The organism is Cellvibrio sp. PSBB023, assembly GCF_002007605.1.
Classification (GTDB): Bacteria; Pseudomonadota; Gammaproteobacteria; order Pseudomonadales; family Cellvibrionaceae; genus Cellvibrio.
Window position 1 is genome coordinate 2,689,806 of sequence record NZ_CP019799.1, and the last position, 21,463, is coordinate 2,711,268.

A 21,463-nucleotide genomic window follows, 5' to 3' on the forward strand; every position below is an offset into this window, starting at 1 on the left:
TCCCAAAAGCCACTGCATACTACTCAGTAGTATAACATACCACCAGAATTGGCTTTATTGATGCCTATTTTTCGCCTCAATCCACTGCGCCATGTATTGCGTGCTTTTATGCTGATGGTGACGCAGCATCTGCCCGATAAAATTGGCCTGACGCTCAGTGGCGATGTTTTCTTCCAGGGTGCGCAACCGCTGTTGCAATAAGGCGGTGTAATCACAGCGATAAAAATAATCGCGCAAAATATTGAACCCTTGCTGTTGTTTTTCTTGCCAGAGCGATGGCTGCTGGTAAAGCTCCAGCGCGGCGCGTGCAAACTCATCCGCGCTGTCAGCAACGGCACCGCACCACGCCAAGCCGCCGCTCATGGACTCACTGCCGATTGTGGTGGTCACACTCGGTGTGCCGCTGTGCATGGCATCCATTAATTTACCTTTAATACCGGCACCAAAACGCAGGGGCGCAAGGCACACGCGGGCGTTTTGCATCACCGCATGAGCATCGACGGCCCAGCCCTTGATGTGAAAACCCTCTTTGGGATTGTGCAATTGCGTTGCTTTGGGCGGTGGATAGGCACCGTAAATATGTAACTCCGGCGCGGCGACACCTGCATTCACAAACTGTGTACGGATCAGTGGCCACAATTGATGTTTTAACCAGAGCACTGAATCCCAATTGGGTTCATGGCGAAAATTACCGATAGTGACGAAATGCTGCCGCGCTGAAAAATCGGGCACACCTGCGGCGTTTATTGCAGGCTGACTTAGAAACGGGCAATAAAATAACAGCGCAGCAGGCACAGAAAAATAATGCTGCAGCAAGTCCATTTCTACTTCTGAAATCATCAATGAAAGATCACAGCGAAAAATGGCGGCCACTTCGCGTTGCGCCATATCGCTGGTACACATTTGCGCATAGAGTTCAGCGGCTGTCGCACGCACAGGCGACACGGATTGCCGCGCTTTTTCATCGACGGCCATTTTTTGCGTAGCTTTTAATAATTGCTGGCGCGCCTGACGCAGGCTATGTAAGTCTTCGGTGTCCAGAATACGCAATGCGGTTGGGCATTGCTGCGCTACTCGCCAACCGAACTGCTCCTCGGTAAAAAAGCGATCAAACAATACCGCGTCCGGTTGCAGCTCTCGCACAAACTCATCAAAGCTACTGCAATTCAAGGCAATAGATTTTTCTGTCACGCCGATTGCGCTCAAGTCAAACCGATGCTCAGACAATGCCGCTGCAGATGCAAAGGTCACGCGACAATTCATCGCCAACAATAATTGCACCAATTCCAGCATGCGACTGCCCGCCGCCGAGGATTTAGGCTCAGGCCATACATAACCAATGATCAAAATATGTTTCATTGTGTTCCGCTCAGTCTATTGCCCGCGAGCTGCATTCAGATACTGGACCACGCCAACACCCGTCGCACGCCCACTGGCAAAACAACCTGTCAGCAAATAACCGCCGGTGGGCGCATCCCAATCCAGCATTTCACCAGCGCAAAATACACCGGGCATTTTAGTGAGCATAAAGGCGGTATTTAATTCTTTGGAGGCCACACCACCGGCACTGCTAATCGCCTCGTCAATCGGACGTGTTGCGGTCAGTGTGAGCGACAATTTTTTAATGGCCAGCGCCAATAAGGCGGGATTTTCCATTGTTTGTTTGCTGGTACATTCACGCAAGAGAGCCAACTTGACGGGCGACAAATGCAACTGTTTGCGCAAAAAATTACTGAGCGAATTTTTCTCGCGTGGCTTATTGAGCTTTTGCTCAATTTTTTCAAGCGACATATCAGGCAACAAATCAATATTCAAGATGGCGGAACCATTCAGCGCCAGGTTTTCGCGCAAATATTTTGACAGCGCATAAATACCTGTACCTTCAATGCCGTAATCACTAATGATTGCCTCCGATAAAATCCGGCGCGGCATGCCCTGCGCATCCACACAACTCAACCCGACACCTTGTAAAGGTGCACCGGCATGTTGGCTGATGAGAAACTCACTCCATGCCACATCAAAGCCACTGTTGCTCGGCACCAATTCATTCACTTGCACACCGCGCTCGCGCAGCAAGGGCACCCAAGCGCCATCGGACCCCAAACGCTGCCAGCTTGCGCCGCCAAGGGCCAGGACAACAGCATCGGCACGGATTGTTTTGCTAATGGGATTGGCATTTTCGAGCGCAGAAAACAGTAACTCGCCCTGCGCATTCCATCCCAACCAGCGATGGCGCGGATAGATTTTTACGCCCAACTCGCGCAGGCGATGTAACCAGGCGCGCAACAGCGGTGCCGCTTTCATATCAGTTGGAAATACGCGACCCGACGTGCCCACAAAGGTATCAATACCCAAACCATGCACCCACTGGCGCAGTGCATCGGCATCGAATTGTTTGAGGGAATTTATAAACTGGGCATTGGCCGAATAGCGCGCGCGAAAATCCTCAGCTGGCTCCGCATGGGTGATATTCATACCACCCACGCCGGCCAATAAAAATTTTCGCCCAACCGACGGCATGGCATCGTACACAGACACCAAATGACCCGCCGAAGCAATGACTTCCGCCGCCATTAAACCCGCCGGGCCACCGCCAATAATCGCCACCGTTTTTGCAGGAGGGATATCAAAAATATCGAATTGTTTCAAAATAAAAACGCCGATGAGAAATTGATTCCACATCGGCGTTTGTTAGTGTTTTAAAAAGTCTATTTATTGTCGAGCGGCAGCGGAAGGGATTCCGGTATTTGCTCAGAGACCGTGGCCCGCAAGGACGCGGGCGACGAGCCCCCAGGGAAGGGTTCACGGCGAGTCTCAGAGTGAATGCCGGAATCCATTACGCGGGGGGAGATATAGACACTAATCTAAAACACTGGCCTCAAACGGCGATGCAGGCAGACCGGCGCTATTATACAGATTTGCCCCCTCAGGGTTGTCCGCCCAGGCATAACGCACCCACTTCGGTTGTGACACGCCATCCGCCCAAACCACCAACTTCTGTTTTTTCACCTCTGCCTTGGCCCACACAAAGCGCTTATCCGCACCGGCAATTGCAATCTGCTTAAGATCGCCACCGCCGCGCACACGCAACCCTTTGCCGGTATCCGCGAAGGACAGCTCCAACTTATTGCCTTTGCGCGCAACTTTCTGCAATACCGGGCCAGAGGCCAACAAGCGTTTTTTACCATAGGCCACTTTCAGCGCACTTAACGCCAGACGCTCGCCCACAGATTGTTTATTCAAGGGGTGAATATCGTTCCACTCGCCCACATCAATCGCCACCGCCATAGCGGTATTTTTCAAGGCAAGTGTTTGACGCTGAGCTTCGCGCAACTCCGCCCATTTACTCTCCACCGGTTCGGGTTTGGCCGGTAAAAAATTGGCCAGTTGCACAAACAGGAATGGCACATCGCCCTGTTTGAACTGCACACGCCAATCGCGAATTAAATCGGCAAACAAGTAGCGATACTCCGAAGTGCTAACCGCGCAGGATTCTTCCGCGCACTGGCCGCCCGGTTGGCGATGAACACCTTGTGCATCAGCGCGTTCCACGTTGGATTCGCCCTGATACCAAATCACCCCTTTAATTTGCAGCGGCAGCGCGGGCGCCAACTTCGCATTAAACAGTGATGCGGGGACATAGTGCAGCGTGGTAGTCGGTTTCATCGCTGGGGCATTGGCAGCGATTTGGTATTTCCATTCACCTTGCAAAGGGATGGTTTCCGTCGTGGGCAAGGCTTCATCCAGCACCAGCGCGTAGCGTTTGTCTTTCACAAAACCGGCGTTGGCGGTATAGCTGGTAATGCGAATGGCGATAGTATTTTTACCTGCCGTTAATACACCGGCCGGTACAGGATAAATCCGTGGCGGGTATTGATAACCCGTCTGGCCAACAGCCTGACCGTTCACAAACACCTGGTCACCATCCACAATGGAACCCAACCACAGCATGCCTGCTTTTTCTGCCTGGGGCGCCGTCAACACAAACTCTTTGCGCACCCACAAACTGCCGTTGGTAAAGTCACTGCCCTGCTCTTTAAAAAAGCCTGGAACTTGCACCGTATTCCAGCTATCGGTTGCCAACTCTGCTTGTGACCAACCCTTCTGCAAGCCTATATCCGCCGCATTCAAATCGCTGTACCACTTATCGTTATTGGCTTTATCGGTGGCGATAGTCGCCTGCACATGGGCATCGTTTTTAAAGGGCTGGAGTTTTTCCAAATAATGCGGATAGGTTTTTAACGCCGGCTCGCTCATCCAGGCTTCAGCGGGCGAACCGCCCACCGGCAAGGTCACCAGGGCGATGGGCACATGGGTGGCGCGATGCAATTGCTGCGCGAAGAAAAAGCCCACTGCCGAAAAGCTGGCCAAATTATCCGGGGTAGCGGTTTTCCACTCACCTTGGGTGTAATCCGCCAGCGGCCCTTTGAAGGCATAGGCTACCGGTACATTGAATTCGCGCACCTGCGGCAAGCGGGTGGATTCAATCAAACCGGGGTATTGGTATCTCACCCGACGCAGGGGCAATTCCATATTCGATTGCCCGGCGGCGATCCATACATCGCCCAGCAAAATATCTTTGCGGGTCAGCGTATTTTTACCGCTCACGGTTAACTCGTAGGGGCCGCCTGCCTTGCGCGCCGGAAAGGTCACTTGCCACTTACCTGCCTGCGCGGTGGTGGTTTGTTGCTGGCCCGCAAAGCTCACGGTGACCTGCTCACCCTCATCGGCCCAGCCCCAAATAGTGAGAGGCTTATCGCGCTGCAGAATCGCACCATCGCTCAACAGGCGTGGCAGGGTTACATCGGCATGGGCGGGCGATATTGTCGCCGCCACTAGACTTAACAAGAGCAAAAACTGTATAGGAAAGGAAAGTATCGTTTTCATAGTCAGGGCTTTTATGGTTATGAACTGAGTAACAAGAATGCCAAGTGTACTTGTATACAACAAGCGCTGTAACCCCTGATACTTGGCAGGCGAGTCATTTTTACATTTATTTAATCGCTTGCGCATGTCATTTAGGTGCCGCCACCAGGCATAAAAAAAGCAGCTAAGGCTGCTTTTTCGGGGCAATGCTATTTACTCATCCGGCAGTTCGCGCACACCAATCAAGGTTGAATAATTCTCGCGGTAATCTTCCATGTGTTCTTTTAAAAAATCGCGGTAGCGGCCAGTCAGGTAATTGGTGGTGCCTTCTACATCTTCCGCGAATTCATTTTTATCCAGCGAACTCTGTGCCACCACAAAGGCATTAAAGCGCGCGGTTGCATTGATTAATGCGGCACTGACAATTCCCGGGTCGGCATGATCGCAGGCGCTATTGGCGTCTTCGATAAACTTCTCTACCAATTCCCAAAAAATATCATCGTCAGTTTTTGTGCTCATTGTGCTGTCTCACCCGTTAATAAAGTTGCTGTCTATTCTACGGTAGCTGTAACCAAAATGCCTCTGGCAACCAACACCAGAGGCAGTGTGCGATTATTTTACCGGTGCAAAAGGTTTGTTTTTAAAGTTGGCGCCGCGCGCTTGGATAACCAGGTTTTGCCCCTGCTTGCCCAGCACCAGTTGTTGGTAGATGTTCAGCAAATCCGCCTTGGTAACCTGTTGCAGTGCAGCCACGACCCGCTCTTTGCGGTCAAAGCTAAATTTGGCTTCCTTAAAGTCCTGCAAATGCTGGGTGGCTTCAGCGCGATAATCATTGGGTTTTTGCAGGATCTGCGCAATCTCTGCCGCTTTTAATTGCTCCAACTGTGCTGGCTCCAGGGCTTTCAAGGTGGCGAGATAATCCTTGCGGAATTTATCCATGCGCGCTTTCAAGCTGACCAAATCGGTATTGGTGGTTTGCACATAAAGACCAAACAAAGGGTAATCATTCAACGCCGATGCGGTACTGCCCACCACATAACCCAACTGCTCGTTGGTGCGCAGTTGGGTGAAAATATCGGTGCTGAACAAGCCGTTGAGTAGCATTAACTGCGCTTGCTGCTTAAGGTCTTTTTGTGTGCCCACATAAATATCCACCAAGGCATTATCGGTTGGATCTATATCGAGCTGATCCACCAACACGCCACCGGTTTTTGGCGTAATACTTTGGGCTAAATAACGCTGTGCAGGCGCTTTGCTGCTGCCCAGTGTTTGCGCGGCATCTGTCGCTAATGCCACAACGCTGTCGTCGGTAAAATTACCGGCGGCATAAATGCGTAACAAATGATTAGCCAACACTGCTTTATGATGCGCCTGTACCTGCGCCAGCGTTATTTTCTCTGCCGCAGCGATCACTTCTGCATCGCTCCAATTGCCCTTGGCGCGGGTCAATAAACCGAAGCGGTTAAAGGCCTGGCGAATAGGAATTTCTTTTTTGTTGTTGGCGATATTTTTGACAAACCGGTCTTTGGCTTTGGCCAGATCATCCGCGCTCAGTGTCAGGGCGACATAATCCTGCAACAGTGTGTGCACCAGTCCGGGTTGTTTTTCGGTGTAACCATAAATGCTGAAATTCTGGCCTTTTTCTGCATTCAGCTCCAGGCCGATGGAAATACCCGCGCGCCCGGCGCGATCTACCAGCGAGGTTTGGTGCATTTTGTAAATATCGGCGAGCAGATTGGCTGCCACTAATTGATCAATGGCGTTGTAGGCAAAATCGATGTTCAGGTTCAGTTCGATAAAGCCCTTATCCTCCTGGAAATGCTGGTTGTGTACCAGCCAGGCTTCCACACCTTGCTGATTCACCAGCTGCTGCGGCTTGCTGTGTGTAGCGGCCACAATGGGCGCCGGCTTGTCGGTAAACAAATCGTTTTCCGGTGGCAATTTGAATTGCAGAGCCTTGCCAGTTTTTGCCCAGGCTTTCACTTCAGCGGGCGTGAATTTTTTTACCGCATAACTGCCTTCGTAATAAGGCACGGGCTGATCGGTGACTTCTGTTTTGCTCACGTGCCAAATACGCGCGCGCGCCGGTGTTAATTGTTTCAACACCGCTTTGATGGCACTTGCATCAAAACGCTCATAGACATAATCCGAGTTGAGCAAATTAGCGACCGGGTATTCAAACTGCTTGTAGGATAAATCCGTCGCCTGTTGCAGCGGCGGTTGCTTTTCCACATTGGCAAAATCTTTTTCCCACATGGCTTTGATTTCGCGGTAATAACGCTCATCAACACCTTTGGCTTTCATTAAATCGATATAGGCAAAAATCGAACTAATAATTTGATTTTTGTTACTCAAGCCTTTTTCAGTTAGCTCAACGTAAACCGAAAAGGTGCCGTCCATGCCGTACTCATCGGGCGAGACACTGGCACTTACCGAGTTGGCCAAACCTTCGCGACGCAATTGCTCACCCAGGGTGCCGGGTTCTTCCGAGGAAATCAGATAATGTAAATAACCGTTGGGTTTGACCGGCCACAGGGCACTGTTATCGGTAATGGGGAACTCGATAAATAATTGCTTGAGATCCTTCAGGGTTTTGACATAAATATGCTGGCCTTCCTCGGCGCGGGTTAAGCCGGGAACATCGACTTGTGGTCGCTTGATATTTTTATTGGGAATGGATGCAAAATGTTTTTCCGCGAGGGCTTTTAACTGCGCTTGGGATTGGTTGCCCACAATCGTCAGCTTCATGTTGTTGGCAGAGTAATAGCGGTTGTAAAACGCGCGCAGGTCATCTTGCAACAAGGCACCGGGTTTGTCGGACAGGGTTTCCAAATTACCGGTGGTAAAGCGGTGCGCCGGATGGGCCGGGTTGGACGTGAGGCCACTGATGCGATACATAATCCAGCTATCGTTAGTGCGCCCCATGGACCACTCGCTATTTACCGCGTTGCGCTCTTTGTCACTGTACTGCGGATCAAAGGTAGGCGCGCGGAAATAGTCGCTAAAAAAATCCAGCGCCTGATCCAATTGATCGGCCTTTAGCTGGAAAAAATAATTGGTATGGTCGCGTGCAGTGTAAGCGTTCCACACCCCGGCATTGCCATCCACAAATTTTTGGAAACTGTTGGGTTCCGGGTATTTTTCGGTGCCGAGGAACAACATGTGCTCCAGGTAATGCGCCAGTCCTAACTGTGAATCCGGGTCCTGATAACTACCCACCCCCACAGCGAGCGATACAGCCGCCACTTCACTGGCCGGGTCGGTCACCAGCACCGCTTGCAAACCATTGGGCAGGAGGATTGCCGAATATTGGCGATCGTCATTGGGGCTTTTAATAATCGCCGTGTTTTCAATATCGGCAATGGATGGTTGCAGTGATTGCGCGGGCGATTGCCCCACCGATGAGGGGCGAGTGGACTCACAGCCCACCAACGACATAGTGCCCAGCAGCAGTAAACCCGCTGCCACCGCAGAATAGCGTTTTAACATAGCCTAGTTCCCTTCAGAGTTAGAATTGCCAGACAGCCTAGCAGAATTTACCAAGGCTGGCGGCGCCTTGGCGGCAAGAATATACCCGGCTATGACGCTAGGGCGACGCCATAGGTTCCGCATCACCCGCCACCGATACCAGGCTGATGAAATGGCGTTCGCTCTGCATGGTGGCCCCTTCACTCTCATCATTGACCTCGCGCCGCCTGGTGATAAGCCTGTCGCCTATGCGCTGGTATTCCATTTGCACCGCGTTTTGAAAGCGAAACCCAATGACAATAAACACCCGCCCGCTGCCCGCCTCGGTGAGTTCACTGGCCAGCGGAACACCCTGTTCATCAATCCACAATTGCAGGCGATTGCGGTATTTTTTGACGTACTTGCGATAGCGCTTATCGATCTTTTCCCTGGGCAAACTAAAGCGCAGCAACCGCGCCGGACGACCTTCATAACTACTGGGCGATTCGCCCAAAAAGCGATAGCGCGCCAGCATCAACTCCAGTTGGGCGACTGGATACATCAGCTCGCGCCATTCCCAATAATCAAATTGGCCAATGGCATTGAGGGCAGAATTTTTCACATCCTCATCGACGGTTTTCGCCATTTCTTCGGCGCTGAGTTGGGCAATTAATGCAGGGGAATAAAACATACGCAGGCCCTCGGGCGAATCTTCCAGTCGCAGTTGCAACAGCCCCTCACGCTCCTGCAAATCCTTGTCATCGCCGCTGCGACCAAAGAGTTTGAACTGCACATCCAGCGCGATGGTTTGTGTACCGCGCAACTGCTGCAAGGCGCGGCGCAAGTCACTCACCCCGATCGATTCCACGGTCGCTGTTTCTGGCGCGGCCAAGGCAATTCGGTCGCCAAACAAGAGTGACAGGCACAGCGCAGCAAGCAAACCGGTTTTCAGAGCCATTCATCGCCTCCAGGGCACAAAAGAGAGATTAATCATAAGCGGCAGCATCCTCCGATGCGTTATTATTTGCGCACATTTTCCATGTTGATTTAAGCGACTAGATCTATGCTTAATATACGCGGCCATTCGCACGCGCGACTATGCTTGGGCTTTGCATCGCAGCGATAATCGCCTCAGAGGTAATCTACACACATCATGACAACCGCCACCTACACAGCACTGGGCAAATACCTTGACCTACTGCTGGACGCCATCTGCGTGGTCGATAAAGACGGGCATTTTATGTTTGTCAGTGCAGGCGGTGAGCGTATTTTTGGCTACCGCCCCGACGAAATGATTGGCAGGCAAATGCTGGAACTGATTCACCCTGAGGATAAAGACAAAACCCTGAAGGCGGTGGATCACATTGTGGCGGGCCAACCGGAACCGCATTTTGAGAATCGCTATATCCGCAAGAATGGCGACGTAGTGCATATCATGTGGTCGGCACGCTGGTCGGAGGAAGATCAGTGCCGCATTGCCGTCGCCCGCGATATCACCCTGCGCAAACAGGCAGAAGCTATGCAGCAAGCGGTGTTCGCCATAGCCGAGGCCTCCCACACCAGCGATGACCTCTGTAGCCTCTACCCGCAAATCCACCAGATCATTGGCGGTTTGCTGCCTGCCGTTAACTGTGTCATCGCCCTTTATGACTCACTGGCGGACTGCATCAGCTTTCCCTATTACGTGGATAAACACACCTCGGCGCCGGCCCCACAATCGCTGGGCCACCACAGCGGCTATGCCCAGCTCATCCGCGAGGGCGAACCATTGCTGCTGGATACCGCACAACTGGCCGACCCACAATATGCCCATTTTCTGGATGCGGACAATGTGCGCAAACCGCTCTCCTGGCTCGGTGTACCGCTGAAAATGCAGGGCCGTCCCATTGGGGCGCTGGTGATCAAAAGCTACACCCTCACCGCCTGCTACTCAGCACAAACCGTCGAGCTGCTGAATTACGTGTCCACCCAGATCGCTACCGCCATAGAGCGACGCCAGATGATGGCGCGCCTACAACAGCGTGCTCTCTACGACCAACTCACCCGCCTGCCCAACCGCGATCTGTTTTACGACCGTATCCAATCGGCCATCGCCAGGGCGCGACGCAACCGGGAACTGATCTCGCTGTTATTTTTGGATCTGGATAAATTCAAAGAAGTGAATGACCGCTTTGGCCATCAGACTGGCGACCTGTTGTTGGAAGCCGTAGCGCGTCGCCTGGAACTCAGTGTGCGCGAATGCGATACCGTTGCCCGTTTTGGCGGCGATGAATTTGTGGTGTTACTGGAAAATATCGATCACCCGGAACAGAGCGATCGTGTGGTGGAAAAAATTATTGATCACCTGCGCAGCCCGATTGAACTGGCAGGCAACCTGATCACGATTACTGCCAGTATCGGCATGGCGCACTTTCCTTTGCACGGTGACAATGAAAAAGACTTGCTGCACCACGCCGATAATGCGATGTACGCCAGCAAAACCCAAGCGCGCTAGTCGTCCTTGGCATTGACATGGCTCGCACCGGTAGCCTTGGTTTTGGTGCGCGGATTGCCGTAGTAATCCACACTGGAGGCACCACTGGCATCGGCCACCAGAGATTCAGTGACTGACACTTTGATATGGGACGCACCGCTGGCACTGACCTTGGCTTGGGTCACACTGAGCGGTTTGCCACGGAAATTACTGGCACCACTCGCCCCCACCTCCAACTCATCACTGCGACTGGCGCCCTTGATCTCCACATTGGATGCCCCCGACAGGTCGTAGGACTGGGTCTTGGTGGTTAGAGTATCAATCCTCACATTAGCCGCACCGGACAGCCCCATCCTGACCTCATCCATCGTCAGGCGCGCAAAGTTCACATTCGCCGCACCGCTGGTCTCCAGCTTAAACTCACTCCCCTGTAAATCCCCCAAGGTAGCGTTCGCCCCGCCAGACAACTCCAAATACTGCAACTGCTTAACACCCAAGGTGACCTTAACCTTCTCATTGCCTTGGCCAAACCAACTCAGAAAACCGCCATTGCCGCTCTTTAACCAGACACTGACGCGATTGCCCGTTTGGTCCACCTTGACCCGCTCCATTACCTCCGCATCCGCCTCAATGCGCAAATACTCAGTACCGCTCTGGGTGATCTCCACCCGGGTATTGCCACCGCTGGTAAACTCACTGAAATTCTTCACCGGATACACCTTGGCCAGTGTTTCTGCTAATGCCAAGGGGGTGGCGAAGCACATAATCAACCCAAACAAACCTGTGCGAACCAGCATGATTTTCTCCCATAAATACAGTAATGAAATAAATACAACTCAACAGCGCTTACCCCTAAGACGCACAAGTCGCCGAACCGGATTCACCCACAACTAAAAAATTACCACCCGCTGTTTTCCGCTCACAAAGCCTTGCCAAAAACAAGTCTGGCAGACAGGGTGATTTTGGCGATAATGGTGCCCTTTCGATTCAAGCCCGCTATACGAGCCTTTATGCTATGACCAGCCTACCCAGTATTGCCAAACGCATTGCCGATGAATTAAACGTTCAGGAACAACAAGTTAGCGCCGCCGTGGGGCTACTGGATGAAGGCGCCACCGTGCCCTTTATCTCCCGCTACCGTAAAGAGGTAACGGGCGGGCTGGACGATACGCAAATGCGTACCCTGGAAGAGCGCCTGCGCTACCTGCGCGAACTGGAAGATCGCCGCGCAGCGATCCTGAAATCCATTGCCGAACAGGACAAGCTGACCCCGGAATTGGAGCGCGACATCCAGATCGCCGATACCAAAAACCGCCTGGAAGACTTGTACCTCCCCTACAAACCCAAGCGCCGCACCAAGGGCCAAATCGCCAAAGAAGCCGGACTGGAACCCTTGGCAGAGGCCTTATTGGCGGACCCAAGCCTCGCACCCGACGTGGAAGCAGCAAAATACTTCAACGCTGAGCACAATATTAACGACGTGAAATCCGCCCTCGACGGAGCCAAATACATCCTCATGGAAAAATTCAGTGAAGATGCGGAATTGCTCGGTCGCCTGCGTCATTTCCTGCAACAGGAAGCCACCTTCTCGGCGCGCGCTGTGGCAGAAAAACTCACCGACACCTCGCAAGAAGTACAAAAATTTCGCGATTATTTTGAACACGATGAACCGCTTAAATCTGTGCCGTCGCACCGTGCATTGGCGATGTTCCGCGGCCGCAACGAGGGTGTGCTGACCATAAGCATTAAAGTGGGCGATGAAGAACAGCGCATCGGCCACCCCTGCGAATCCATGATCGCCGAGCACTGGCAGGTGCAAGACAAAGGCCGCGCTGCCGATGGCTGGTTGGCAGAAGTGGTGCGCTGGACCTGGCGAGTAAAACTGCTCACCCACTTGGAAACAGATCTGCTAGGTGAGTTGCGCGAAAAAGCGGAAGAAGAAGCGATTAAAGTTTTCGCGTCCAACCTGAAAGATTTATTGCTCGCTGCACCCGCCGGGCAAAAAGCTACCATCGGCCTCGACCCTGGTATGCGCACGGGTGTAAAAGTGGCGGTAGTGGATGCTACTGGCAAAGTGGTCGATCACTGCGTGATGTACCCGACACCGCCGTTAAATAAAATCGCCGAATCCGAAGCGATTTTGGTTCACTTGTGCAACAAACACAACGTGGGATTGATTGCGATTGGTAACGGCACCGCATCGCGCGAAACTGAAAAATTCGCTAAAGATGTTCTCAAGCGCCACCCGGAAATCAAGGCCAGCACGGTTATCGTCAGCGAAGCGGGCGCATCGGTTTACTCTGCGTCTGAATTCGCCGCAAAAGAATTTCCGGATTTGGATGTAACGATTCGCGGTGCAATTTCTATCGCGCGTCGATTGCAAGATCCACTCGCTGAATTGGTGAAGATCGACCCCAAATCTATCGGCGTTGGCCAATACCAACACGACGTTTCCCAGTCACAACTCGCACGCTCACTCGATGCGGTCGTTGAGGACTGTGTGAACGCCGTCGGTGTGGAGGTGAATACCGCGTCGGCTGCACTGCTGGCACGTGTGTCGGGATTGAACACCACTCTGGCGAATAATATCGTTGAATTCCGCAACCAGAACGGTGCATTCAATTCGCGTAGCTCACTGAAAAAAGTGCCGCGTTTTGGCGAAAAAACCTTTGAACAAGCCGCAGGCTTTTTGCGCGTTGCCGGTGGTGACAATCCACTCGACGCTTCAGCAGTTCACCCTGAATCCTATTCGATTGTTGAAAAAATCGCACAGAAAAATGCGCGCGAGATTAAAGGTCTGATTGGCGATTCATCTTTCCTGCGCGGATTAAAAGCAGCGGAATACACCGATGAAAAATTCGGTGTTCCCACCGTGACCGACATCATCAAAGAATTGGATAAACCCGGCCGCGACCCGCGCCCGGAATTTAAAACCGCACAATTCCAGGAAGGCGTAGAAGAGATTACCGATTTGGTTCCCGGTATGATTCTGGAAGGCACAGTCACTAACGTTACCAACTTTGGTGCCTTTGTGGATATCGGCGTACATCAGGATGGCTTGGTACACATCTCCGCGCTTTCACACAACTTTATTAAAGATCCACGCGAAGCGGTAAAAGCGGGCGATATCGTAAAAGCGAAAGTGATGGAAGTGGATGTGCCGCGCAAACGTATCGCGCTATCGCTGCGCTTGGATGACACCCCCGGCGAAAAAGTGGATGGCGGTAATAAAGGCGGCGGTCGTCCATCGCAAAACCAACAACGTGCGGCGCAGAAAAATAATCCTGCTCCAGCAGCAATGGGCAGCATGGGTGCACTCTTGCAGCAAGCGCTGAAAAAGAAATAAGCCGGTAATATTTCATCCCCTGTTGCCCCTCATAACACTGGCGGCGCAGCAGGGGATGTCACTACAAAATAGAAAAAATTACCCAATGCACACAAGGAGCATGCAATGGAAATCGGGGCAAAAACCATCGCCGCAGGCGTGGCAGTATTTCTTCTCGGCGTTGGATCAACCTATTGGTTGATGGCCGACAATGGCAAGACCACCACCAGTGCAACACCACAACGCCAACCCGCCATGCAGGCCGCGCTGGCGCAACTCGGTAGTACACCAAGCAATAGTAATGAAACCGATGCAGGCAACGACGGTACGCAAGAAACTGACGCGATTCAAACGACCAGTGAAAGTACCGCAGACGCAGGCACGCTGACCCATGAACGTTTTCTGGCCGCTGCCGAAGCCCGCCGCGAACAGCAACTTGCCGACAAAGCCGAAGCTGATCGCATGGCGAAATTACGCCAACAAAAAGCAGACAGTGTTGATTGCAAGTTTTGGCGGCAGCAACAGCAAACCTCCAGCACTGCCGCCAAAATTGAAGAGAAAATTAAAACCCACTGCATGCTCGCCAGTGACTTGGCCAGCAGTGAAAGCAGTAGCAGTGCAGAGACAGTTACTCCCTAGTCAGCCGCGCGGCTTACCACAAGCCGCGCACACCTTCGTAGGTTAATTTCACCCCCGCCAATAACAGGAAGCTGTAGCTCATCCAATAAAAGAAACGATCAGATACGCGGCGGTGCAAATAAACGCCCAGCAGTACTCCCAAAGGAGCCAGTGGCAATAACAGGAGTGAGGTGTAAAACGAGCCGCCCGATATTTGCCCGAGCAGGGCATAGGGAATCAGTTTGATAAAATTGATAATCGCAAAAAATAAAATGGTTGTGCCCGCCAGCACTGACTTGGGCATATGTTGCGGCAATAAATACATAGCGATAGGCGGACCGCCCGCATGGGCGATGTAACTGACATAACCGGCAATGCTGCCCCAAAAACTGCCGCTGATTTTACTGGGCGCTCGCTGCGCCATACGTTCCAGAAAATGTTTGCCCCACAAGTAGTGGGCGACAAAATAAATCGACAACACACCAATCAATAACCGCACCCAATCCGCATTTGCCATTTCAAAGGTGAGTGCACCAGCCAGCGTTCCCAAGAGTGCACCGGGCAGCAGGATTTTTAAATTGAGCTTGTCCCAGGTGCCTCGAAAACTCCACAGTCCAACGGCATCCATCGCACACAAAATCGGCAGGAGAATCGCGGCGGCAATGCGCGGGTCAATCAGCAGCGACAAGAGGGGAACAGCCAGCATACCGAAGCCACCGCCAAAGCCGCCTTTGGACATGCCTACGAGGATAACAACCGGAATGGCAAGACAATAAAAGAGAGGGTCGGTGATCATGATTGCTGCCGCAAAAAAAAGCGGCAGCATGAACCTATTGCCGTATTTTATCCAGACCCGGCATTGAATCCGGATTGAATAATGGTGCGAAAATATTATTCGAGGGTCACCGGGTAATAATCGAATTCGCAGTAACCCGAATTGCGATCACAGACTTCCAGCAACAAATACACCCGCTGCGGTAACTGGCGTACCAGAGGGTAAATATCCACTTCGCGCGACGAATCATCGCAGGACATAAAAAAGTCATTGGTGTATTCACAAATCCAACTGCCGCCCTGATCGCAACGGCGACCGGCACCGCACACCTGGGAGTTAATTAAAATACTGCCCGCGATGGAAGCGCGGTCATTAATACGCAAACTCACGGTGTAATCTTCCAGGCTATCTACCGACCAGAAAATTTCGTAGAGGCCATCGTACAAATAGGGATTCAAGGCCAGCGGCGGGTAATTCGGCGTCGCAGTATCCGTGTCGTAACTATCAATAATATCGTAGGCCCGCAGCTCGGGTCGGTAATCCTCTCCGGGAGCGGGTGCGGCGCTACCACTGCCACCACAGGCAACTAACAGGGATGAAAAGATCACAAGAGTAATGGCGGTGATTATTTTTGACATGGCAGCAACTCCGGAGGGTTATGGAGTTGATGCTAGGCGCGAAGCACTGAATCGCGCCTGAATAATTATCGCCCCTAATGACGAAAATGAACCTGGGGTTTCAGGTTGACTGAACCGTCCTCTTCCAATACCGCGTGCTGGGTGGATTCACCATTGGCCACCACAACCAGCGGCGGCATAAACATAGGGCGACGCACAAACCAAAGGCTCCAACCAAAACTCTCCAAACTGTGCAGCGCCAGGAGTTGTGACTCATTCAAAAAAGCCGAGAGATTAATGGGCACCGCTTTGTGCTGGCCGCGCCGGTCATCCACAAAGTGTTGTAACCGCTCGGCGAGGCTGGGTTTATTTGAGGATTTGACTGATCGTGGCTCCGACATAACAACACTCCTTTCAGTGATAGGAACAGGGTGATACTCACACCGATATGCAACGCGCTTCTCACCAGTGTCGTGACAAACATCATGGTTGTCAAAAACCCTATTGGAATATCACCGCCTGCTGAAAGGCTGGATTCACATAACCCTTTCCTCAACCTTCACCTCCCACCTCACCTCCGCCCAAGGGATGCAAATTGGCGCCAAGCCGCTACAATTCACCCCATCGGCAACTCACTGCGGCAATAAAAATACAAGCCGCCCCACCTTTACCGGAGTACGACGATGAAACACTTATTACTGGGACTTTTGTGTGCAAGCCTGGCCTGCACCAGTTACGCCGATAGCGCCACACAGGAAACACAACAACTGGAAGCAAAAGTTGCCGCCCTGCGCACCGCCATGATCGATGGTGACCGCGACGCCCTGCTGGCACTCTCTGCGCCCCAATTGAGCTACGGCCATTCCGGCGGCGCTATTGAAGACCAGGCGGCGTTTGTGGAGAAAATTGCCAGCGGCAAATCCGACTTTGTCACCATGGACTTACGCGAGCAAACCATTAGTATCAGCGGCGACACGGCATTGGTACGTCACAACCTGAAAGCCGACATTAAAGATGGCGGTGTGCCCAACACCATTGAACTGGGCATTTTATTGGTATGGCAAAAACAAGCAGGTGAATGGAAACTGCTTGCACGTCAGGCCTTCAAGTTTCCCCCAAAAAACTAAACCGGAATCCTTATGAAACTTTACGGCAGTTACACCTCTCCGTTTGTTCGCCATGTGCGCATAGCGCTGCTGGAAACACAACAGGCGTTTGAATTTATTGAAACCGATCAAGCGGGCAGCAGCGCGCAATCTCCCACCCAACGAGTCCCTTTTTTGCAGGATGGCGAGGTGTTTCTCACAGACTCCGCTTCCATTATTAAATACCTGCGCGAAAAGGCCGGCCAAAGCTATTGCCACTCGGCACAGGAGTTGGATCAATTGTGTTTGGTGAATACCGCGCTGGAGGCCACGGTGAATGTATTTTTTATCAAACGCGATGGCGTGGATGTTACCGCCGTACCTTACCTACAACGCCAGATGGCACGGGTGCAATCTACACTGGGTGAATTAAACAGAAGTGATATCGCAGCGGTAAACACTGCAGCGGCAAACTCCTCCCGCCCCTACAGCGATGCACAATTACGCCTCGCGTGTTTTATGGGTTGGGCCAAGTTTCGCAATCAAATTGATTTTTCAGCATTTGAAGCGCTGGAGAATTTTTATCGTCATATCAGTCATTACGCCCCCTTTGCGGCGACACAACCGCCGCAAGCCTAACAGCATCGCCGCGCTTGCCACCAAGCGCGGCGATGATTCCTCACTTATACGCCATATACAATCTTGGGTTTGCGCAATTGCTGCGCGGTAAAACACAAAAAGGCCACCGCTAATATCACCGCCACTAACCACGCCTGTGCAAATGCAAGCAGTGGTACATCGCCGCCCAGCAGTAAATCCTTCACCACTAATTGCTGGGCCAGTACCGGCACCCAGCGAAACCAATCCGCGTAAGCACTGGGGTTAAACTGGGTATAAAACAGCGGCACCATAGGAATAAAAATCATCAGTCCCATATAGGTTTGCGCATCTTTAAAGCTGCGCGCAAACAGGGAAATTAAAAATTGCAGCGCTGTCGCCACTATTGCCAGCGACATTAAAGCCACCAACACTACCAACAAGTCCAGGGGAGTGACGTGCACACGTAAACCCAACTCTTTAAAGGGCACATAGGCAAATGCAATAGCCAACAGCGTTAACTCAACAACAATCACCATAAACGTTAGCGACAAACTGTTAAGCCATTTCCCCAACAATATCGCACCGGATGCGGCTGGTGTAATCAGTAGCGACTCCAATGAGCGGCGCTCACGTTCGCCTGCAGTCATGTCAGCACTGAAGCCCACGGCAGCCATAAAGACGGTGAGGATTAATAACATGGGCAAAATGGCCATCACAAAGAAACCCATTTTCTGATCGCTGGCCACGTTTAAATCACGCACGACTACCGGATTGACTATCGCGGGCGAAATACCGCGCGATAGCAATCGCAAACTGCCAATGCGACTATTCCAACTCCAAATTTGCTGCCTTACAAATTGCAGCGCGCCTTGCAGTTTATTATTGGTAGCATCAAACACCAGCGCCAGCTCGATGGACTCACCGGTGGCAAATTTTTCACGCGCATCGTCGGGCACAATTAACGCATAACCTAACTGCCCATTTTGCACTTGCTGATAGGCCTGTTCATCTGCCGCTTCTACCTGAATACCACGCTCTTGCAACCAATCCACCAACGCGGGCAATTGCTCAGCGCCGACAATGGACAATTTAATCGGCTCATTATTTGTCGCGCGCGATTGCTGGTTCATATGAATAATAAACAGCGAATAAGCCACAAAAACACCGACAAAGTACACCGGCATTAAAAATGCCATGCGTAAACTTTTTTTGTCGCGCAAGGCATCGAGCCACTCTTTACGCCACACAATGAGCAAGGTTTGTATAAATTTATTCACAGATAGACTCCTTGCTAGTGGCCTGCACTAAATTGACAAACGCATCTTCCAGGTTAGTGGCGGCGCCTGCGGCCATAATGGTCTCCAGGTTGCCATCGGCAAGAATACGCCCGTGATGGATCACCAGAATGCGATCACACAAGCCGCTCACTTCGTGCATTAAATGGCTGGAAAAAATCACACAGCGCCCCTGCGCTTTTAATTCATGCAGTAAACGTCGTACCGAGCGCGTGGTAATCACATCGAGTCCGTTAGTGGGTTCGTCCAATAAAATATGTTGCGGCTGATGCACTATGGCGCGCGCCAAAGCCGTTTTCATACGTTCACCGAGCGAAAAGCCTTCCGCGCGGCGATCTGCAATCGCTTCCATGCCCAACCATTGGATTAATTGCTCGGTTGCATTTTCCAATGCGGCGCCACTCAGTCCCTGCAGCTCACCGAAATAGCGAATATTTTCGCGCGCGCTCAAGCGCTTGTATAAACCAGTATCATCCGGCAGCACTCCCAATTGTTGGCGCGCGGCATTGGGCGCAACACTGAGTTGATGCTCATTGACCCACACATCCCCGCTGGTGGGTTGCAACAACCCGTAAACCAAACGCATCAAGGTAGATTTACCCGCGCCGTTTAACCCCAATAAACCGGTAATTTCACCGTCATTCAAGGTGAAACTCACATCGTTTAATGCCGTGATGGCATTTGCACCGGCACCGTTCGCCACACCGGTCTGCTGGATATTTTTTTGTTTTTTGGGATAAAACACTTTTGTTAAGTGCTCAACACGAATCATGGCTGCGCTCCTTCTGTCATGGCGGCACTGGATGCAGCCAGGGATGAACTACTGGCCGCACGATTTGCACCCAGAACCAGTGGCAGCGGTTTAATATTTTTCACGCAGTCGGTATTAACTGCCGCCATAGAGGCGCGCTCGACAAATTGCGCCACAATTTGTGGCATACAGCCCTCTGTTGATACACCGTGATTACCGCCCTCCACCACCAATGCCGTCGCATTAGGCAACACATCGGCAACCTGATTGGCCCAGGTTTTCGGCGTTACCGGATCAAATTTTCCCGACAGCAAAAGCGCCGGTGTCGCGCTGCGAATCGGCTCCCAATAATCTTCCGGCAATGTTGCTGCTGGCCAAAAATCGCAAATCATCGCTTTATCTTGCAGTGGATTAAAGCCAAAAAAAGGTGGTGTAGTTTCTCTGTCACTGGCGGATATTAATGGCCAGTCCTCATTGCACACCACACTGAAATGCATGGCTTCGGCGATATTCATTTTGTATGACTGTTCGCTGATTAACGCGAGTAATGCGGCCAATAAACCATAGTTTTCCTGTTCGGCCTGATAAATCATTTCCGGCAGTAACACCGTCATATCACGGGTATAGAGCGCCATAAACATCAACATGGAAAACGCACGCGGCGTTAGTCGCTGCACACTGGCTTGCTGATGGCGCGGGTGCGGATACAACACCTCCACCGGCTCGCCACTGGCCTCAGCCGCTTGCAGCCGCGCGTACACAATTTCTGCGTTTGCCAAAGGGTTGCCATATTGCTCAGCACAATCCGATTGCGCCATGCATTCATCACTCACCGCTTTCAGCGCGGCCAACATATCGCGTGAGGAATATTTTGACAGCGCAATTGCTGTGGGTGCGACACCATCCAAAATAATGCTGCGCGTGTTATCGCCAAACTGGCGCGAATACTCCAGCGCAACGCGAGTGCCATAGGAAACACCCCATAAATTAATTTTTTGATAGCCCAGTGCCGCACGTACAGCATCCAGATCCTGTACCGCGTGCCAGGTGGTATAAAACGGCAAAGCGCTTTTATATTGCTCCGCACAGCCGCGCATGATGTTCAACTGTTTTTCCTGCTGGGCCGCGTCGGGCAGGTTGGCATCCAGCAGCGATGCTTTTTCGCAGTGCAAAGGATTGGACTTACCCGTGCCGCGCTGATCGACAAAAATCAAGTCGCGATTTTTGCGCACATCGGCAAAAAAACCGTGCAACTGGTTTGCCATCTCAATCGATGAACCACCGGGCCCACCCTGAATTAAAAACAGTGGATCAGCTTGTGCCACCGGGCTAATTGCCGGCAAGCGCAAAATTGCAATCTGAATATCGGCGCTGTGTGAATCCTGTGGATTTTCTTTCACGGTCAGCTCACCACACTGGGCACCGTATACCACTGGTGGCTTGCCGGTCTCTTCAAAACCCGGGCACGATTTGAGAATGGATGTGGCGGCAGAGGAATGATTATGTTGTTCACCACACCCGGACAAGATCACTAATAACGTCAGCCCGAAGGCTGAATAGGTAGAACGCATTATTGTCATTCTATTGTTCCTTTTAACGACCAGAATGGAT

The 21,463-nt window shown here is 51.9% G+C and carries 18 protein-coding genes; 5 read left to right on the plus strand and 13 right to left on the minus strand.

The genetic code is table 11. From position 1 onward, the window contains the following. Positions 1 to 54: 54 nt before the first annotated feature. From B0D95_RS11720 to B0D95_RS11745, 6 genes are all read right to left on the minus strand, one after another. Positions 55 to 1,359 carry a glycosyltransferase gene (locus tag B0D95_RS11720; protein ID WP_078044058.1) on the minus strand — a complete coding sequence of 435 codons (1,305 nt, stop codon included), beginning with the start codon at positions 1,357 to 1,359 and terminating at the stop codon, positions 55 to 57. 15 nt (positions 1,360 to 1,374) lie between these two features. Then, positions 1,375 to 2,682, minus strand: coding sequence for a TIGR03862 family flavoprotein (locus tag B0D95_RS11725; protein WP_078044059.1), 1,308 nt, complete (start codon positions 2,680 to 2,682; stop codon positions 1,375 to 1,377). 177 nt (positions 2,683 to 2,859) lie between these two features. Beyond that, on the minus strand, positions 2,860 to 4,887 hold the full coding sequence (locus B0D95_RS11730) for a sialate O-acetylesterase (protein WP_078045737.1): 2,028 nt from the start codon (positions 4,885 to 4,887) through the stop codon (positions 2,860 to 2,862). Between the two features lie 192 nt (positions 4,888 to 5,079). Further along, positions 5,080 to 5,385 carry a DUF3144 domain-containing protein gene (locus B0D95_RS11735; protein WP_078044060.1) on the minus strand — a complete coding sequence of 102 codons (306 nt, stop codon included), beginning with the start codon at positions 5,383 to 5,385 and terminating at the stop codon, positions 5,080 to 5,082. Between the two features lie 93 nt (positions 5,386 to 5,478). Then, on the minus strand, positions 5,479 to 8,355 hold the full coding sequence (locus B0D95_RS11740; RefSeq protein ID WP_078044061.1) for an insulinase family protein: 2,877 nt from the start codon (positions 8,353 to 8,355) through the stop codon (positions 5,479 to 5,481). Positions 8,356 to 8,452: 97 nt separating this feature from the next. Continuing rightward, complete coding sequence (locus B0D95_RS11745; protein WP_078044062.1) at positions 8,453 to 9,271, minus strand: hypothetical protein; 819 nt, start codon at positions 9,269 to 9,271, stop codon at positions 8,453 to 8,455. Positions 9,272 to 9,466: 195 nt separating this feature from the next. Between B0D95_RS11745 and B0D95_RS11750 the strand changes: the two genes are divergently transcribed. Then, positions 9,467 to 10,807, plus strand: coding sequence for a diguanylate cyclase domain-containing protein (locus B0D95_RS11750; RefSeq protein ID WP_078044063.1), 1,341 nt, complete (start codon positions 9,467 to 9,469; stop codon positions 10,805 to 10,807). On the opposite strand, the gene B0D95_RS11755 is transcribed toward B0D95_RS11750, so the two are convergent. Beyond that, positions 10,804 to 11,583 (minus strand): GIN domain-containing protein, encoded by a 780-nt coding sequence (locus B0D95_RS11755; RefSeq protein WP_078044064.1) that lies wholly within the window; start codon positions 11,581 to 11,583, stop codon positions 10,804 to 10,806. The genes B0D95_RS11750 and B0D95_RS11755 overlap by 4 nt on opposite strands. 218 nt (positions 11,584 to 11,801) lie before the next feature. Between B0D95_RS11755 and B0D95_RS11760 the strand changes: the two genes are divergently transcribed. Further along, entirely contained in the window at positions 11,802 to 14,132 is a 2,331-nt protein-coding gene (locus tag B0D95_RS11760; RefSeq protein WP_078044065.1) for a Tex family protein, read from the plus strand. 105 nt (positions 14,133 to 14,237) lie between these two features. Continuing rightward, entirely contained in the window at positions 14,238 to 14,750 is a 513-nt protein-coding gene (locus B0D95_RS11765) for a hypothetical protein (protein WP_078044066.1), read from the plus strand. Positions 14,751 to 14,763: 13 nt separating this feature from the next. On the opposite strand, the gene B0D95_RS11770 is transcribed toward B0D95_RS11765, so the two are convergent. The 3 genes from B0D95_RS11770 to B0D95_RS11780 all read right to left on the minus strand — a co-directional run bounded on the left by B0D95_RS11770 (position 14,764) and on the right by B0D95_RS11780 (position 16,522). After that, positions 14,764 to 15,555 (minus strand): sulfite exporter TauE/SafE family protein, encoded by a 792-nt coding sequence (locus B0D95_RS11770; RefSeq protein ID WP_246841590.1) that lies wholly within the window; start codon positions 15,553 to 15,555, stop codon positions 14,764 to 14,766. Positions 15,556 to 15,620: 65 nt separating this feature from the next. After that, the gene (locus B0D95_RS11775; protein WP_246841591.1) at positions 15,621 to 16,142 is read right to left on the minus strand and encodes a hypothetical protein; all 522 of its coding nucleotides are present in this window, start codon (positions 16,140 to 16,142) and stop codon (positions 15,621 to 15,623) included. 74 nt (positions 16,143 to 16,216) lie between these two features. Next, a complete protein-coding gene (locus B0D95_RS11780; RefSeq protein ID WP_078044067.1) occupies positions 16,217 to 16,522 on the minus strand; it encodes a hypothetical protein in 306 nt (101 codons plus the stop codon). A 282-nt stretch (positions 16,523 to 16,804) separates the two neighbouring features. On the opposite strand from B0D95_RS11780, the gene B0D95_RS11785 reads away from it, so the two are divergent. Beyond that, positions 16,805 to 17,248 carry a nuclear transport factor 2 family protein gene (locus B0D95_RS11785; RefSeq protein WP_078044068.1) on the plus strand — a complete coding sequence of 148 codons (444 nt, stop codon included), beginning with the start codon at positions 16,805 to 16,807 and terminating at the stop codon, positions 17,246 to 17,248. Positions 17,249 to 17,260: 12 nt separating this feature from the next. Next, complete coding sequence (locus B0D95_RS11790) at positions 17,261 to 17,845, plus strand: glutathione S-transferase (protein ID WP_078044069.1); 585 nt, start codon at positions 17,261 to 17,263, stop codon at positions 17,843 to 17,845. Between the two features lie 44 nt (positions 17,846 to 17,889). On the opposite strand, the gene B0D95_RS11795 is transcribed toward B0D95_RS11790, so the two are convergent. From B0D95_RS11795 to B0D95_RS11805, 3 genes are read right to left on the minus strand one after another with little or no spacing between them, the layout of a single operon-like run. Beyond that, positions 17,890 to 19,083, minus strand: a complete 1,194-nt coding sequence (locus B0D95_RS11795) for an ABC transporter permease (protein WP_078044070.1) — start codon at positions 19,081 to 19,083, stop codon at positions 17,890 to 17,892. Continuing rightward, positions 19,076 to 19,873, minus strand: coding sequence for an ATP-binding cassette domain-containing protein (locus tag B0D95_RS11800; RefSeq protein ID WP_078044071.1), 798 nt, complete (start codon positions 19,871 to 19,873; stop codon positions 19,076 to 19,078). The genes B0D95_RS11795 and B0D95_RS11800 overlap by 8 nt, the downstream gene beginning before the upstream one ends. Next, entirely contained in the window at positions 19,870 to 21,432 is a 1,563-nt protein-coding gene (locus B0D95_RS11805; RefSeq protein WP_246841592.1) for an alpha/beta hydrolase, read from the minus strand. The genes B0D95_RS11800 and B0D95_RS11805 overlap by 4 nt, the downstream gene beginning before the upstream one ends. Positions 21,433 to 21,463: the final 31 nt, after the last annotated feature.

Coding starts and splice junctions, on each gene's coding strand:
- B0D95_RS11720 (WP_078044058.1), bottom strand. CDS start 1,359: ATGAAACATATTTTGATCATTGGTTATGTATGGCCTGAGCCTAAATCC.
- B0D95_RS11800 (WP_078044071.1), bottom strand. CDS start 19,873: ATGATTCGTGTTGAGCACTTAACAAAAGTGTTTTATCCCAAAAAACAA.
- B0D95_RS11770 (WP_246841590.1), bottom strand. CDS start 15,555: ATGCTGCCGCTTTTTTTTGCGGCAGCAATCATGATCACCGACCCTCTC.
- B0D95_RS11790 (WP_078044069.1), top strand. CDS start 17,261: ATGAAACTTTACGGCAGTTACACCTCTCCGTTTGTTCGCCATGTGCGC.
- B0D95_RS11735 (WP_078044060.1), bottom strand. CDS start 5,385: ATGAGCACAAAAACTGACGATGATATTTTTTGGGAATTGGTAGAGAAG.
- B0D95_RS11730 (WP_078045737.1), bottom strand. CDS start 4,887: ATGAAAACGATACTTTCCTTTCCTATACAGTTTTTGCTCTTGTTAAGT.
- B0D95_RS11725 (WP_078044059.1), bottom strand. CDS start 2,682: ATGTGGAATCAATTTCTCATCGGCGTTTTTATTTTGAAACAATTCGAT.
- B0D95_RS11740 (WP_078044061.1), bottom strand. CDS start 8,355: ATGTTAAAACGCTATTCTGCGGTGGCAGCGGGTTTACTGCTGCTGGGC.
- B0D95_RS11785 (WP_078044068.1), top strand. CDS start 16,805: ATGAAACACTTATTACTGGGACTTTTGTGTGCAAGCCTGGCCTGCACC.
- B0D95_RS11760 (WP_078044065.1), top strand. CDS start 11,802: ATGACCAGCCTACCCAGTATTGCCAAACGCATTGCCGATGAATTAAAC.
- B0D95_RS11805 (WP_246841592.1), bottom strand. CDS start 21,432: ATGACAATAATGCGTTCTACCTATTCAGCCTTCGGGCTGACGTTATTA.
- B0D95_RS11765 (WP_078044066.1), top strand. CDS start 14,238: ATGGAAATCGGGGCAAAAACCATCGCCGCAGGCGTGGCAGTATTTCTT.
- B0D95_RS11745 (WP_078044062.1), bottom strand. CDS start 9,271: ATGGCTCTGAAAACCGGTTTGCTTGCTGCGCTGTGCCTGTCACTCTTG.
- B0D95_RS11755 (WP_078044064.1), bottom strand. CDS start 11,583: ATGCTGGTTCGCACAGGTTTGTTTGGGTTGATTATGTGCTTCGCCACC.
- B0D95_RS11780 (WP_078044067.1), bottom strand. CDS start 16,522: ATGTCGGAGCCACGATCAGTCAAATCCTCAAATAAACCCAGCCTCGCC.
- B0D95_RS11775 (WP_246841591.1), bottom strand. CDS start 16,142: ATGTCAAAAATAATCACCGCCATTACTCTTGTGATCTTTTCATCCCTG.
- B0D95_RS11750 (WP_078044063.1), top strand. CDS start 9,467: ATGACAACCGCCACCTACACAGCACTGGGCAAATACCTTGACCTACTG.